The 14,481-nt window shown below is 63.1% G+C and carries 12 protein-coding genes; 3 read left to right on the forward strand and 9 right to left on the reverse strand.

The features are described from left to right. Positions 1-51: 51 nt before the first annotated feature. Entirely contained in the window at positions 52-1,083 is a 1,032-nt protein-coding gene (locus QMG46_RS06625) for a LacI family DNA-binding transcriptional regulator (RefSeq protein ID WP_281851703.1), read from the reverse strand. Between the two features lie 419 nt (positions 1,084-1,502). Then, complete coding sequence (gene polA, locus QMG46_RS06630) at positions 1,503-4,235, reverse strand: DNA polymerase I (RefSeq protein ID WP_281851704.1); 2,733 nt, start codon at positions 4,233-4,235, stop codon at positions 1,503-1,505. A gap of 112 nt (positions 4,236-4,347) precedes the next feature. Here polA and QMG46_RS06635 point away from each other — a divergent pair, with 112 nt between their 5' ends. Together QMG46_RS06635 and QMG46_RS06640 are read left to right on the forward strand one after the other, a co-directional pair. Further along, positions 4,348-4,881, forward strand: a complete 534-nt coding sequence (locus QMG46_RS06635; RefSeq protein WP_281851705.1) for a DUF2782 domain-containing protein — start codon at positions 4,348-4,350, stop codon at positions 4,879-4,881. 20 nt (positions 4,882-4,901) lie between these two features. Continuing rightward, positions 4,902-5,333: an EamA family transporter gene (locus QMG46_RS06640; RefSeq protein ID WP_281851706.1), complete on the forward strand. Its 432-nt coding sequence runs from the start codon at positions 4,902-4,904 to the stop codon at positions 5,331-5,333. A 1-nt stretch (position 5,334) separates the two neighbouring features. On the opposite strand, the gene QMG46_RS06645 is transcribed toward QMG46_RS06640, so the two are convergent. Together QMG46_RS06645 and QMG46_RS06650 are read right to left on the reverse strand one after the other, a co-directional pair. Continuing rightward, positions 5,335-6,042 carry a glutathione S-transferase gene (locus QMG46_RS06645; protein ID WP_281851707.1) on the reverse strand — a complete coding sequence of 236 codons (708 nt, stop codon included), beginning with the start codon at positions 6,040-6,042 and terminating at the stop codon, positions 5,335-5,337. Between the two features lie 64 nt (positions 6,043-6,106). Beyond that, a complete protein-coding gene (locus QMG46_RS06650) occupies positions 6,107-7,003 on the reverse strand; it encodes a LysR family transcriptional regulator (protein ID WP_281851708.1) in 897 nt (298 codons plus the stop codon). 88 nt (positions 7,004-7,091) lie between these two features. Between QMG46_RS06650 and QMG46_RS06655 the strand changes: the two genes are divergently transcribed. After that, on the forward strand, positions 7,092-8,084 hold the full coding sequence (locus QMG46_RS06655; RefSeq protein ID WP_281851709.1) for a bile acid:sodium symporter family protein: 993 nt from the start codon (positions 7,092-7,094) through the stop codon (positions 8,082-8,084). A 161-nt stretch (positions 8,085-8,245) separates the two neighbouring features. Here QMG46_RS06655 and QMG46_RS06660 read toward each other — a convergent pair whose 3' ends face one another. The 5 genes from QMG46_RS06660 to QMG46_RS06680 all read right to left on the reverse strand — a co-directional run bounded on the left by QMG46_RS06660 (position 8,246) and on the right by QMG46_RS06680 (position 14,285). Beyond that, positions 8,246-9,313 (reverse strand): dienelactone hydrolase family protein, encoded by a 1,068-nt coding sequence (locus tag QMG46_RS06660; RefSeq protein ID WP_281851710.1) that lies wholly within the window; start codon positions 9,311-9,313, stop codon positions 8,246-8,248. Continuing rightward, on the reverse strand, positions 9,310-10,497 hold the full coding sequence (locus tag QMG46_RS06665) for an SGNH/GDSL hydrolase family protein (RefSeq protein WP_281851711.1): 1,188 nt from the start codon (positions 10,495-10,497) through the stop codon (positions 9,310-9,312). The genes QMG46_RS06660 and QMG46_RS06665 overlap by 4 nt, the downstream gene beginning before the upstream one ends. 3 nt (positions 10,498-10,500) lie before the next feature. Further along, complete coding sequence (locus QMG46_RS06670; protein ID WP_281851712.1) at positions 10,501-11,916, reverse strand: MBOAT family O-acyltransferase; 1,416 nt, start codon at positions 11,914-11,916, stop codon at positions 10,501-10,503. A 390-nt stretch (positions 11,917-12,306) separates the two neighbouring features. Next, positions 12,307-13,917: a bifunctional phosphoribosylaminoimidazolecarboxamide formyltransferase/IMP cyclohydrolase gene (gene purH, locus QMG46_RS06675; RefSeq protein ID WP_281851713.1), complete on the reverse strand. Its 1,611-nt coding sequence runs from the start codon at positions 13,915-13,917 to the stop codon at positions 12,307-12,309. A gap of 80 nt (positions 13,918-13,997) precedes the next feature. After that, positions 13,998-14,285 (reverse strand): helix-turn-helix domain-containing protein, encoded by a 288-nt coding sequence (locus QMG46_RS06680; protein WP_281851714.1) that lies wholly within the window; start codon positions 14,283-14,285, stop codon positions 13,998-14,000. Between the last annotated feature and the right edge of the window lie 196 nt (positions 14,286-14,481).

The following is a 14,481-nucleotide window of genomic DNA, read 5'->3' on the forward strand; positions in this document are numbered from 1 at the left end:
AGCCCTCTCCCCCGGCAGAGCCAGGGGAGAGGGAGCACGGTGAGGGGGCTCTTACCCCCGCAAACTCGATTTCCGCACCACCAACCGCACCGGCAACATATCGCTCCCGGCCGGCTCGTTCTGGATCAGCTGAAGCAGCGTGTTGACCAGGGCCTGTCCCGCCTGCCCGGTATCCTGGCGCACGGTCGTCAGCGGCGGGTTCACGAAACTCGCGGTCGGGATATCGTCGAAACCCGCAACAGCCACATCGCCCGGGACGCTCTTGCCATGGTCGGCCAAGGCCCGCATGGCCCCGATCGCGATCAGGTCGCTGGCGGCAAACAGCGCATCGAACGGTTTGTCGCGGCCGAGCAAGGCCTCCATTGCCGCGTAGCCGGACTGCTCCGAGCTCTCGGCATTGACCTGTAATCCCGGGTCGACCTCCAGGCCGGCCTCGTGCAGCACCTGGGCGTAGCCTCGATAGCGGGCGAAGAATTCCGGGTAATGGCTGGACGCGTCCCCGAGGTAGGCCACCCGGCGGCAGCCTTGTTCAAGCAGGTGCCGGGTGACGTCCTGGCCGCCCAGGAAGTTGTCGCAGCCGATGGAGATGTCCGGCTGGTCGGGCAATACCGCGCCCCAGCGCACCGAACGGGTGCCCTGCGCGACCAGCATGGCCAGCTTGTCGCGATAGGCCAGGTAGTCGCCATAGCCAAGCAGGATGATGCCGTCGGCCTTGCGGGTGTCGGCGTAGTCGGCATGCCAGTCGTGCGACAGCTGCTGGAACGACACCAGCAGGTCGTAGCCCCGCTGGGCACAGGCCCGGGTGATCGAGCCCAGCATGGACAGGAAAAACGGGTTGATATGCGACTCGTCTGCGGTCGGGTCCTCGAACAGCAGCAAGGCCAGGGTGCCCGAATGGCGGGTGCGCAGGTTGGAGGCGTTCTTGTCGACCTTGTACTTGAGTTCGGTCGCCGCCTGCTGGATCCGCTGGCGGGTCTCCTCGCTGACCAGCGGGCTACCCCGCAAGGCGCGCGACACCGTGGACTGGGAAACCCCGGCCCGGTGGGCGATATCGAAGGAGGTGGCTTTGTCTTTCTTTTGCACCGTGTCGCTGGAACGTCGGAGTTGTCTGGAGACAGTGGCGAGATGCTAGCCGGTTTTGCGCAGGGAGTGAGGCCGGGCCCGCTTTGGGCTCGCGGGGTGCCATAAGGCCTCGGATTCAAGGCAAAAAAAGCCCCGAAGGTTAGGGGGGAACCTTCGGGGCCGGGAGGCCGCGAAACCCAGGGGAGAGGTTCGCTGGCCGGTGGGACACGCCATAGGGAGGTGACGGGGCCCGTAGGATGCCGTTGCGTGCATCCTGATACTTAGTACGTACGGGAGCCCCAGAAGTTTCACTTTGGGCCAAATAAATTTACGGATGATTCATTCTGGCGGCTCCCGTGGACGGAGAGCGCCTTGGTTTTGGACGTCTAAATGTTAGTGAGGCGTAAAGCCGAACGCTTGGCGGTCGGCTCGATCCCTGCTCAATGCGCCTCGTCCCAGTTGGCTCCTACACCCGCCTCGACCAGCAAGGGCACACGCAACTCGGCGGCGCCGGACATGCGTGCAACGACTTCGCGCCGCACGTCTTCCACGGAATCCTTACGCACTTCAAAGACCAATTCATCGTGCACCTGCATCAGCATGTGCGCATCGTCACGTGTCTTGAGCCAGCCGGCGACTGAAATCATCGCGCGCTTGATGATGTCCGCGGCACTGCCTTGCATGGGCGCGTTGACGGCGGCGCGCTCGGCACCGGCACGCAAGGCCTGATTGCGCGCGGTGAGATTTTCCAGATACAGGCGGCGGCCGAAAATGGTTTCGACATAACCGTCGCGATGCGCCTGTTCGCGCGTGGCTTCCATAAACGCATGCACGCCGGGATAACGCGTGAAATAGCGCGCCATATAGTCGCTGGCTTCGCCGCGATCCACGCCGAGCTGACGCGCGAGACCGAACGCGCTCATGCCGTACATCAAGCCGAAATTGATCGCCTTGGCCGCGCGGCGTTGATTGGTGCTGACTTCCGCGGGCGTCACACCGAACACTTCCGCCGCGGTGGCGCGATGCACGTCGCCGCCTTCCTGGAACGCACGCAGCAGGCCTTCGTCACCCGATAGATGCGCCATGATGCGCAGCTCGATCTGCGAGTAGTCCGCCGCCAGGATCGACCAACCCTCCGGTGCGACAAAGGCCTGACGGATACGCCGACCTTCCTCGGTGCGTACCGGGATGTTCTGCAGGTTCGGATCGGACGAGGACACGCGGCCGGTGGCCACCGCGCCCTGGTGGTAGCTGGTATGCACGCGGCCGGTATGCGGATTGACGTTGCCAGCGAGCTTGTCGGTATAGGTGGAGCGAAGCTTTGCCAGGCCGCGATAGTCCAGAATGATGCGCGGCAGTTCGTGCGCATCGGCAATCGCGTCCAGTGCCTCTTCGTTGGTGGAAGGCTGGCCGGTCGGCGTCTTTACCTTGACCGGCAGCTTGAGTTCGTCGAACAACACGGCCTGCAACTGCTTGGGCGAGTCGAGGCTGAACTCGTGGCCGGCCACCTGGTACGCCTGCTGTTGCAGTTCGACCATACGCTTACCCAGTTGTTGGCTTTGCAGGCGCAGCTGATTGACGTCGATCAGCACGCCGCGCTGTTCCATCTCGGCAAGCACGGGCACCAGCGGTATCTCGATTTCCTCGTAGACCTTGCGCAGCGACGGCGCACTTTCGAGCTTGGGCCACAAGGCATGGTGCAGGCGTAGCGTAATGTCGGCGTCTTCGGCGGCGTAGCGGCAGGCGGTATCGAGATCGACCTGCGAGAACGAAATCTGCTTGGCGCCCTTGCCGGCGACCTCCTCGTACTTGACGGTGTCGTAGCCGAGGTATTTCTTCGCCAGCGAATCCATGTCATGACGCGTCGCGGTGGCGTTCCACACATAGGACTCGAGCATCGAATCGTGCTTGAGCCCCTGCACCACGATGCCGTAGCGCGACAGGATGTTCATGTCGTACTTGGCGTGCTGGCCGAGCTTGGGGCGCGAGGCATCTTCGAAGATGGGCTTGAGCGCGGCCAATACCGTGTCGCGAGCAAGCTGCGCGGGGGCACCGGGATAGTCATGTGCCAGTGGCACATAACAGGCCTTGCCGGGTTCGATGGAAAGGCTCAGACCGACGATATCGGCCAGCATCGCATCGAGGCCGGTGGTCTCGGTGTCGAACGCGATCAACGGCGCATCTTTCAGGCTGGCAAGCCAGCGGTCGAACGCCTCCAGTGTGACGACCAGCTCATAACTGCCTGGCTCGGAGAGTGCCGTGTCCTGCACCTGCGCGGGCACGATGGCATCGGCGACCGTGGCGGGCGCGGCGGTTTCGCCGGCTTTGGTCTGCGCGTCCAGATCCTTCAGCGCAGCCTTGAAATCGTAACGCGTGAACAGCTCACGTAGCTGCTCGATATGGCGCTCGCGCTGCGTCAATCCGGTGACCCCGACATCCAGCGGCACATCGGTCTTGATCGTTACCAGCGACCGCGACAGCGGCAAATTGGGCAGCGCTTCGCGCAGGTTCTCGCCGATCTTGCCGCCGATCTTGTCGGCGTTGGCGATCACGTTGTCCAGCGTGCCGTATTCGGCCAGCCACTTGGCGGCCGTCTTGGGGCCGCATTTGGTGACGCCGGGCACGTTGTCGACGCTGTCACCGGTAAGCGACAGAAAGTCGACGATCTGTTCGGGCTTGACGCCGAATTTGTCAAACACACCGCCCACATCCATCGTGGTGTTGGTCATGGTGTTGATCAGCGTGACACCTGGGCGCACCAGCTGCGCCAGATCCTTGTCGCCGGTAGAGATGAGCACGTCGATGCCCTGCGCATGCGCCTGTTCGGCCAGGGTGCCGATCACGTCGTCCGCTTCGACGCCCGGTACGCACAGCACGGGGAAGCCGAGCGCGGCGACGATCGCCAGCATCGGTTGCACCTGGGCGCGCAGATCGTCGGGCATCGGCGGCCGGTTGGCCTTGTACTGGTCGTACAGCTCGTCGCGGAAGGTGGGTCCAGGCGCGTCGCTGACGAAGGCCAGATATTCGGGCTGCGCCTTCAAGGTGGAGCGCAGCATATTGACCACGCCGAACAGGGCGCCGGTGGGTTCGCCTTGCGCATTGCTCAACGGCGGCAATGCGTGGAAGGCACGATAGAGGTAGGAGGAACCGTCGATCAGGATGAGCTTGGCCATTCACCTATTCTCTCATGCGCAAGGCTTTTCGATGCTAAGGCGGGTTCTACGTTCACGCTACTCATGGTGTCGGCGCTGGTAAACTCCAACACCCGTCTGGAGGCTGTCCATCATGAAAACCGTTGCCTTGCTTGTCGTACTGGGCGCCGCGCTGGCCTCATCGGCCTTCGCACAGGACAGCAAGCCTGCCTTCCAGCCGGCGCCGCCACCGCCGGGCATGTCCGATCCTGGCGTCAAAACCAGCGCGCCTTCGGCCAGGCTGGCGCCGCAGTCTGCGTCCACCCCGGCCGAGACCGGCAGCACGGTGTTGCCGGGCAAGCCGATCCCGCTGCCGGACATGAAAGACAATAGTCCGCGCGACGCGCGCGGCGAGCCGCCGCCGAAGGTCAACGTGTACAAGCGTGGCGAGGACACCGTGCAGGAATATAGCCGCAACGGCCAGGTCTACATGGTGGTGGTGACGCCCAAGTCGGGCATTTCGCAGACCTACGATGTCGATCCGAACGGCAAATACCGCAGCGGTGCGCACGAGCAGATCAAGCCGGTGATGTACAAGGTCGCCGAGTGGGGCACACCCAAGAAGCAGGGCGACGATAGCGACAACACGCCCGCCGCGCCGCCCGCCGCGAACGACAGCGGTCACTGAAAAGCACCGGCATAGACGCCGTGAATCTGCGCGAAAGCTGGCTGCTGTTTGCCATCGGCTCGGCGTTCTTCGCCGCGCTGACGGCGATATTCGGCAAGCTGGGCGTGGCCGGGGTCAATTCGAATCTCGCCACCTTCATTCGCACGGTGGTGATCCTTGCCGTCATCGCCGCGATCGTCAGCTTACGTCACGAATGGGCGCGCCCATCGGGTCTGCCCTGGCATAGCTGGCTGTTTCTGGTGCTTTCGGCCATAGCGACGGGCTTGTCCTGGCTTTGCTACTACCGTGCCTTGCAACTGGGTCCTGTGAGCAAGGTGGCGCCGATCGACAAGCTCAGCGTGGCGATGGCGATTGTGCTGGGCCTGATCTTTCTGGGTGAAAAACCCAGCCTGCCATTATTGATCGGCGGCGTGCTGATCGTGGCCGGCGCGATCGTGATTGCCGTCTTTTGAGCTACGAGTCGTCCAGTTCCGCGTAATGCCGGAAGATGCCGCTCTCGTTGAATGCGAGGCGACGCTCGGAGGCCAGATAGGTCGCGATAGAGGGACGGTCCGCGACGCGTTTCTGCAGATCGCGCAGCAACGGCATCCGTCGGTTGAGGCGTTTCATCGCCTTGGGGAAGGCATAGTCCAGGCCAGACATCAGCTGAAACAGCGACAAGTCGACGTAGGAGTGCGAGCGCAACGCGTACTTCTTGCCGCCGCGTTCGAGTACGTGTTCGAAATAGCCGAGAAATTTCGGCAATCGGCATTCGCGAAAATCTTCCGCGCGCTTTTTTGCGGCGTCGCGTTGGTTTTCGTAGTAGTCGCCGCTGGCGATCGGATGATGCGTATCGTGGATCTCCACCACGAAGTCGGCCACCGTCTGCTGCAACTGCAGGGCATGGAACTGGGCGGACTCGGTGGCCGGCACCAGTTTCAATTTGGGTCCGAGATAAAACAGGATCGCGGCAGTCTGGGCGATGACCAGCCGACCCGCCTTGAGAAACGGTGGTGCGAAAGGGAGAGGGCCGGACTGGGCTCCCTGCAGGAATGGCATCATGACCTCATCGCCTTCTTCGCGCGCCACATCGATGTAGTTGGCACCTGCGTCTTCAAGCGCGAGCCGTACATATTCGCCGCGGCCCTGAATGCCGGTCCAGTAATACAGTTCGTAACGCATCATGATCTCCGAGCGATCGGATCGCACTCGTCATTCGCAACGTCGAAGGCTAACGCGTGGCGGCTCAAGTTTGCGTGAGAGACGTCGCTGTCGCACGAATCTGCGACCACACCAGCTCCGCCACCGGTGACAGCGAGCGATGACGCCGACGTATCAGCGTGATGGCACGGCGTGCCACCGGGGTAAGCGGCAGCGCTACCAGCGAAGGCGGCAACTGCGTGGTGGAAAGGCTAGGCGTGATCGTGATGCCAAGGCCTGCATCGACCATGCTGAATGCCGTTTGCGTGTGACCGGTTTGCTGCACCACCTGGGCATCGACGGCGTACTGGCCCAGATGACGATCGATCAGGCGACGACTGCCCGATGCGTAGTCGAGCAGAACCAATGGCTGACCCTTGAGTTTTTTCCACGACACTTGCGCACGCGTCGCAAGAACATGGTCACGGCGACATACCAGTACGAAGGCGTCATGCATGATGATTTCGCTATCGAATGCCTCTGTATCGGCCGGTTCGACGGTGACGCCGAAATCCACTTCGCCGCCACGGACGCTTTCCAGCACGAGGGCCTGCACCTGGTCATGCAGTTGCACGGTGAGCTCGGGATAGCGTTGCGCACAGGCGGCGATACACGCTGGCATCAGGTTGGCCGACAAGGTCGGGACGGATGCAACGCGTACCTTGCCGTGCCGGCGTTCGCTTTCCGAGTGGACATGGGCGAGTACGCCTTCGAGCTCGTCCAGTACGCGCTCGATCGCGCTGTGCAGATAGCGTCCCGCTTCGGTCGGTACGACCTCGCGCGTATTGCGGTCGAAGAGCTTTACCTCGAGCTCGCTTTCGAGCTCGGCGATATGACGGCTGACAGCCGGCTGGGTCAGGTGCAGGCTGTCGGCGGCACGACGGAAATGCCGCAGTTTGGCGACTGCCAGAAAGGCCCTGAGCTGGCGCAGACTGATATTCATACCAAAAGTGTATCAATAAATAAGATAAAACGATTTGAATTATCAGTCGTAAGCGGCTGCAATAGGCCATCCACCGGGCCATTACGCCATGAACTTGCGCCGCTTCCTCCCTGATCGCTTTACCTGTTGCCTAGTACTGACAGTGCTCCTGGCCAGCTTTCTGCCGTGTCGCGGCGGTACGGCGCAGGTGTTCGGATGGCTGACCGACGCCGCCATCGCGCTGCTGTTCTTCCTGCATGGCGCCAAGCTGTCACGCGAGGCGGTCATCGCCGGCATGACCCATTGGCGGTTGCATCTGACCGTGCTGGGCAGCACCTTCGTGCTGTTTCCGCTCCTGGGACTGCTGCTCAAGCCGTTGCTGGCGCCGTTGGTGACGCCCAGTCTTTATCTTGGCGTGTTGTTCCTGTGCACCCTGCCGTCGACGGTGCAATCGTCGATTGCCTTCACCTCGATGGCCCGCGGGAATATTCCGGCGGCGATCTGCGCGGCATCGGCATCGAGCCTGTTGGGTATTGTGATCACGCCGCTGCTGGTCGGGTTGATCCTGCAGTCGCATGGCCAGGGCGCGATGACCTGGGATGCGGTGGGTGAGATCGTCCTGCAGTTGCTGGTGCCCTTTGTGGCCGGTCAGGTGGCGCAGCGCTGGATTGGCGACTGGGTGGGCCGGCATCGTGCCATGCTCGGCTTTGTCGACCAAGGCTCGATTCTGCTGGTGGTCTATACCGCCTTCAGTGCCGCCGTGTTGCAGGGGCTATGGAAACAGACGCCGCTGCCGGTACTTGGTGGCCTGGTGATCGTCGATGCCGTGCTGCTGGCGGCCGCCTTGTTGATTACCCGCTATGGCTCACGTGCGATGGGCTTCGATCGCGAGGATGAAATCACTATCGTGTTCTGCGGTTCGAAGAAAAGCCTGGCCAGCGGCGTGCCGATGGCCAAGGTGTTGTTTGCGAGCCAGCCGTTGGGAGCGATCGTGCTGCCATTGATGCTGTTTCATCAGGTGCAGTTGATGACGTGTGCGGTGTTGGCGCGTCGGTATGCGCAACGGCAGCAGGGGAACGCGAAGGTTGCGTTGCAGGATTGAAGTCTAGAGCTTCCCCCTCACCCCAACCCTCTCCCCCGGCAGAGCCAGGGGAGAGGGAGCAAAAGCGCGCAGTGTTGAAAGCTTGCCTCAATGTGCTCCCTCTCCCCTGGCTTTGCCGGGGGAGAGGGCTGGGGTGAGGGGGCGGGGTGCTCGCGAGAGCATCACGGACAAAGCGTTTCCACGCTAGCCGCCGCATACGGCGTCCCATCCGGCCACACGCCTAGATACCGCTGTGCCGCCGTGCCATTGCCAAATACCGCATCCGGCAGACTCCGTTCGGGAAGGCTGTCGACCATCGCATCGATGACTTTCCAGTAGCCGTAGAAATCCAGCTGGTTGAGCGACGCCGACGGTTCGAAGCCGTCGCGTGCAGGAATCTGCGTCGGGATGTCATTGCGCTTCAGGGCAAAGTCGTAGCGCGAATCCGGCGCGCCGGGCGAGCCGTGCGCAGCATGCACCGTCTTGCCGGCATGCTCGTCGCTGGGCAGCACCATCAGGACACGGCGGTCGGCGCGAATCTGGCATAGCCGCGCGGCGAGCTTGCGCGCCGTGGGCAGGCCGATCGAGGTATCCGCCGAGCCGGTGAGAATCGCTACCGGCAAATCGGCAGGCAGTTTCTCTACCTCGCCGATAATGCTGCGGGCATCGTCGCCGTGCGCCACGTGATACGCATCGCCCGGTGCTTCGAGCACCAGTGCACGGGGCGCGGGCAACGCGTAGCGCACGGGATCCAGCGCCAGGTTCAGCGAGATCGCCGCGCCCATCGAGTAACCCACATACAGCACGCGCTGCGGATCCGGCCGCAAGCTGCGTTGCCGTTCAAGCGCATCGATGCCGCGACGATCGGCCTGGGCTGCGTTCTGCGTGACCACCTGTGGCGAGGTATCGGCCGAAAGCTGATACACCGGATAGATCACCACTTGTCCGCTGCGTGCGAGGTGATCGATCAAGGCGCCGAAGTTCAGCGGATTCATGCCCTGCCAGCCATGATGCAGCAGCACCAGCGGAACCTTGCCATGCAACGCGGGTTGCGTCGGCACGAATACGTAGACCCGCTCGGCACCATTACCCACGGTCAGCACGTCGACTGCGGCATGGTGCTGCCGCGCCAGCAGGGCTTGCGGGCCAAAACGTGCTTCCAGATCGTCGTTGGCGTGCAGGGGCGTAGACGACAAGAGCGCTGCCAGCGCCGAAGCACAAAGCACCTTGTATAGGGTATGGCGGATCATAGTGATACGTGGACCTCTGCCATGGCGGTAGGAGCGGCCGCCGCCGGCGCGGGAGCCGGCGGATCGAGCCATGCCAGCAACGGTGGTGCAAGCAAGCCGGCGCCGTCTTCGGACAGATGAATGCCATCGCCGGCACGCAAACGTATGCTGCTGCCATCGGCGCGTTGCGCGTACTCGCGAAACTGGCCTTGCGGATCGGCGATCAGCGTCCCCGCATTCCACCAGGTCACGTGCTCGCGCTGGCTGACCGTGTCATAGGCAAGCCGGTTGATCAGGCTCATGCGCGCATCGTATTTGGCGATGCGCATCGGCGGGAGCCCGATCCAGATGACCTGCGCGCCGTCCTTGGTCAGCAGGTCGACGAAATGATTCAAGCGATCGCGATACGCAGCGATCCAGGCCTCGCTGCCGAACTCCAGCACCTTGCCGTCCTGTACAAAGCTCTGCCCGTCGTTGGCACCGATCGCGACGATGATGGCGTCGGGTTTGCCGTCGCCGAGCATCTGCGGATATTGCTGCATCCAGTCGAACGTGTCGGGACGGCTAAGGCCCGTGCCGGCGCGGAATGCGCGTATGGCGCGCAGCTCCTTATGGCGGGCGATGCCGCGCAACAGGTTATCGCTCAAACCCACTGCCATCATCGAATCGCCAACCAGGGCCACGGTGCGTGTCTGGCCGGACGGAACGGGAGGAAGCGCGTCCAGGGTGGCGGCAGCCGGCAAGCTGGTGGCGATTGTTGTGGGCGCACCATCGTGCTGGCTGGTGGTTTTGGCGACGATCGGCGCAGACCATCCCGTCAGCAACGGCGGCTGCACCGTTGGCCGTCCAAGCATCCATAGATTCGAAACCAGAGCGCTGTCGTGCGCGACCGGCGCATCGCAACGCGCGGGTGTCGGGCTGTCCGCGATGAGCTTGGGTGTCGTGGCGGTAGGCTCGTTGCGTTGCAGTCGCGCTAGACCGGCCAACATGCGGGTGCGCAGCTCGCCGATACCCCATGAGCGTAGCCGTTCGCTCAGTGCGGCTGTCGTAGGTTGCGCAACGCTGCGCAAGGGGCCGATATCGAGCCGTTCCGCCCAGGTTGCCAGGCCGCCCGATTCAAGCAGGACAACGAACGCGACAAAGCTTGCCAGCAGCCAGGCCAGGCTGCGTGTCGAATCGACCGAAGGAGTGCGTGATGTCGACATGGCTCAGAACTGGAAATAGATAAAAGGAGCCACGCCGCTGGGCCCGAGCACTTCGATGGCAAAGATCGACACCGCCAGCGCCGCGCCACGGGCCGGTGCCGCCCAGCGTGCGAGTTCGTTTTCCAAGGCATCGCCCCAGCGCGGCGGCACGTATTGCCCGGCCAGTCCCAACGCAATCAACAGGACGGTGCCAGTCTGGGCCAGGGTCAGCGGGCCGGCGACGGCGAAGCGGGCGAAAACGTCGCCGACCTGGTCCAGCGACGGTGCGCGGAAAAAGATCCATGCCGCGCAAACCGCATGAAACAGCAGCACGCGCGCGATCCAGCGCCAGGCGGTGGATGCGCGCAGGCGCGCATGCCACGATTGTGCGGCCCAGAGGCGATGCACGATCAGGTAGCCGCCATGGAGTGCGCCCCAGATGACGAACGTCCATGATGCGCCGTGCCACAGGCCGCCCAGCAGCATGGTGATCAGCAGATTGCGCGCGGTGAACCAGTTGCCGCCGCGCGAACCGCCCAGGGGGATATAGAGATAGTCGCGCAACCAGCTCGACAACGAGATATGCCAGCGACGCCAGAAGTCCTGCGGGTCGGTGGCGGTATAGGGGCGGTCGAAGTTGTCCGGGAAGCGATAACCGAACAGCAGCGCGCAGCCGATGGCGATATCCGTATAGCCGGAAAAGTCGCAGTAGATCTGGACGGCATAGCCATACACCGCCAGCAGCATGTCGGGGCCCGACAACGACTGGGGCGCGGCGAACGCCGGGTCGACCAGGTTGACCGCCAGCTGGTTGGAGATGATCACCTTCTTGAACAGGCCGGCCACGATCAGCATCAGGCCCCGATTGACGTGCACCGCCTGCGGGTCGCGCGGCGTCGCCAGTTGGGGCATGAAGTCCGAGGCACGCAGGATCGGCCCGGCGATCAGCTGCGGAAAGAACGCGACATAGAGCAATGCATCGGGCAGGTTCACCGCCTGCTTGAGCTTGCCGCGATAGACGTCGCCGAGCAGCGAAATCGCGTGGAAGACGAAGAACGAAATACCCAGCGGCAACATCGGACCGTCGAGCGACAACGCCGGCGGTTTGCCGACCAGCGCCCATAGATCCAGCAGGTTCTGCAGCAGGAAACCGGTGTACTTGTAGTAGACCAGGGCGCTCAGGCAAACCACCACGCCGCCGATCAACCAGCGCTTGCGCTTCTTGGCGTCTTCAGTCTGCTGGATGCGCTGCGCCACCAGGCCGGCAACGAGAGAGATACCGAACAGCAGGGGTACGTATGCCCAGTTCCAGCAGCCGTAGAACACGTAGCTGGCGAGCAACAGAAAATGCTTGTGCCAGGCCGGTCGTCGGACCAGAGCCCAAGCAACGGCGAGCGTAAACAGAAAGAAGGCGGCGAATTCGACCGTCGGAAATAGCATCGCCTTCAACCCTCCGCGTGGGCGGTGGGGTGGGGCGGTATCGGGTACGTCCAGTCGTGCAGTGCAGGGAAAATCCGTTCCATGCGAGGCTTCCGGCCTTTTCGATTGTGAAGTGTTTGTGGAGGGCGTGCGCAGTGTAGCGACGTCGCCCACAAGACATCAGCAATTTTTTTACGCCGAAGCCGGGTTTTTTAGCGATGCCCGATTTTTGCCTCAATTCGGGCCGACCGCCGCCCATGGCCCAGGGTTTTACCGTGCTCTAAAGCTTTTCCTGCTTGTCATCCCGGCGAAGGCCGGGACCCATTCCTCAGGGTGCATGCTCGCCAAATGCTTTCTGACAAGCGAAGACTGAGGAATGGGTCCCGGCCTTCGCCGGGACGACGATGTAGCTCAGTGGCGGAAGTGGCGCATGCCGGTAAACACCATCGCCATGTCGTTCTCGTCGGCCGCGGCGATGACTTCCGCGTCGCGCATCGAGCCGCCCGGCTGGATCACCGCGCGGATGCCCGCAGCGGCGGCGGCATCAATACCGTCGCGGAAGGGGAAGAACGCATCGGAGGCCATGACGGAGCCGGCGACTTCCAGCTTCTCATCGGCGGCCTTGATGCCGGCGATGCGGGCGCTGTAGACGCGGCTCATCTGGCCGGCGCCGATGCCGATGGTCTGGCGGTCGCGGGCGTAGACGATGGCGTTGCTCTTGACGTACTTGGCCACCTTCCAGGCAAAGATCAGGTCGTTGATCTCGGCCTCGGTCGGCGCGCGGCGGGTGACGATCTTGAGATCGTCCGGGCCGACCATGCCGCGGTCGGCGGTCTGGATCAGCAGACCCGAGCCGACACGGCGTACATCGTTGCCAGGGTGCGCGTTGTACAGGTCGCCATCGGCCGGTAGCGGGATTTCCAGCACGCGGACGTTGGCCTTCTTGGCGAACGCCTTCAGCGCGTCGTCGGCATAGCCGGGGGCCAGCACCACTTCGACGAACTGACGCTCCACGATCGCGCGCGCGGTGGCGCCGTCCACATTGCGGTTGAAGGCGATGATGCCGCCGAAGGCGGAGGTGGGATCGGTCTGGTAGGCGCGGTCATAGGCCTGGGCGATGCCCTCGACATTCACCGCCACACCACAGGGGTTGGCATGCTTGACGATCACGCAAGCCGGTTTCTTGAAACTGCGCACGCATTCCCACGCGGCATCGGAATCGGCGATGTTGTTGAACGACAGTTCCTTGCCTTGCAGCTGGCGGAACGTGGCAAGCGTGCCGGGCGCCGGATACAGGTCGCGATAGAACGCTGCCTGCTGGTGCGGGTTTTCGCCGTAGCGCAGATCCATCAGCTTGACGAAGCGGCCGTTGGCTTGCGCGGGGAAGGTATCGTGCCCGGTGACAGCATCTTGCGTATCGTTGAGCTGAACACCGGAAAGATAGTCGCTGATTGCGGCGTCGTAGTTCGATACGCGATTGAACGCGGCCACCGACAGCTTAAAGCGCGTTGCCCGGCTCAGACCGCCGTGCTGTTCGATTTCGGCCAGCGCATCATCGTATTGGTCGGGCGAGGTGAGTACGCCGACATCGTTCCAGTTTTTCGCCGCCGAGCGCAGCATCGCCGGGCCGCCGATATCGATGTTCTCGATCGCCTCGTCCAGCGTGCAATCGGCGCGCGCCACGGTCCGTTCGAACGGATAGAGATTGAGCACCAGCAGGTCGATTGGCGCGATGCCGAGTTCGGTCATGACCTGGTCGTCGGTGCCGCGGCGGCCAAGCAGCCCGCCATGCACTTTCGGATGCAGCGTTTTTACGCGGCCATCCATGATTTCCGGAAAGCCGGTGACATTGCTGACGTCCTTGACCGCAATGCCCGCCTCGCGCAGTGCCTTGGCACTGCCACCGGTGGAGAGCAGCTCGACGCCTGCTGCAGCGAGGCGCTTACCCAGCGCGATCAGTCCAGTCTTGTCCGACACGCTGAGCAGCGCGCTGCGGATGGGCGTGATGGCGGGGTGGGACATGGCGGCTTCCTGGAATACGAAAGCCAGCGATTATAGCCCGCGGGGGGCGAAGGCGGCGCTAGCGCGCCGGCCTGGATGTCTTACAGCAGCCCGTGTTGGGCCAGCTTCTTGCGCAAGGTGGCGCGATTGATGCCCAGCACCGCGGCAGCGCGGCTCTGGTTGCCGTCGTGGAATGCCAATACTTCGCGCAGCAGGGGGCCTTCGACTTCGCGGATCACCAATGCGTGCAGACCCTCGTCGCACTCGGTATCACCGATGTCCGCGAGATAACGGCGAACGGTGCGGCTGACGCACTCGCTCAGCGCGCTCTGCGACGAGGACTCCTTTACGGCCTCAGTAGCAGGCAATCGGACCACGTTCAATGGCAATCCCTCTCACATTCGCTATAGCGGCGGCTACTTAGGCTACCGCAGATGGTTATGGCAAACACCGCGGGCGGCGGCTCGCATGGAACGCCGGTTGCAGCATGGGACGAAGGGACCGAGTGTACCTGCGACGGCGAAGAATTTTAAGAGCCCTGGGCCATGTTGTGGACGGTTCGCGAGCTTATGCGATCGGCTTATG

Origin of the sequence: Dyella sp. GSA-30 (assembly GCF_027924605.1) — a bacterium.
Classification (GTDB): domain Bacteria; phylum Pseudomonadota; class Gammaproteobacteria; order Xanthomonadales; family Rhodanobacteraceae; genus GSA-30.